This window comes from Pseudomonas sp. DE0010, from assembly GCF_007680745.1.
In the GTDB taxonomy this organism is placed as follows: domain Bacteria; phylum Pseudomonadota; class Gammaproteobacteria; order Pseudomonadales; family Pseudomonadaceae; genus Aquipseudomonas; species Aquipseudomonas parafulva_B.
The window spans coordinates 1-306 of sequence record NZ_VEJQ01000138.1 but is presented as its reverse complement, the minus strand read 5'-3'; the positions used below and the strand labels follow the sequence as shown (position 1 = coordinate 306).

At 66.3% G+C, this 306-nt stretch carries 1 pseudogene; it reads right to left on the bottom strand.

The annotated features are described in order from the left end of the window. A pseudogene (locus tag FS767_RS21990) lies at positions 1–306 on the bottom strand (pyridine nucleotide-disulfide oxidoreductase); the annotation flags it as partial.

The following is a 306-nucleotide window of genomic DNA, read 5'->3' as shown; positions in this document are numbered from 1 at the left end:
CGAGCCAGGGCAGGACCAGGCCGGCGGCCTGCTGGAAGAGCTGGCCGACGATGGGTAGCGCCGGCGCTTCCTGGGAATTCAGCTTGAGGTGGCGAAAGGTCGGCGAGGCCTGCAGCGGGGCCAGGATGGGCGCCAGCAGGGGATCGCGCAGGCAGTCCAGAAAGACGTCGCTGACCGAGTTGGCGATGATCTGATAGTCACCCAGCTTGCCAGCGCCGAGTTCGGTCCCGGCATCGACGATGATGGTGCCGGCCTGGGCCAGTTGCTCGAGGGCGCCACGCTTGATGGCATTGAACAGGAATCCCA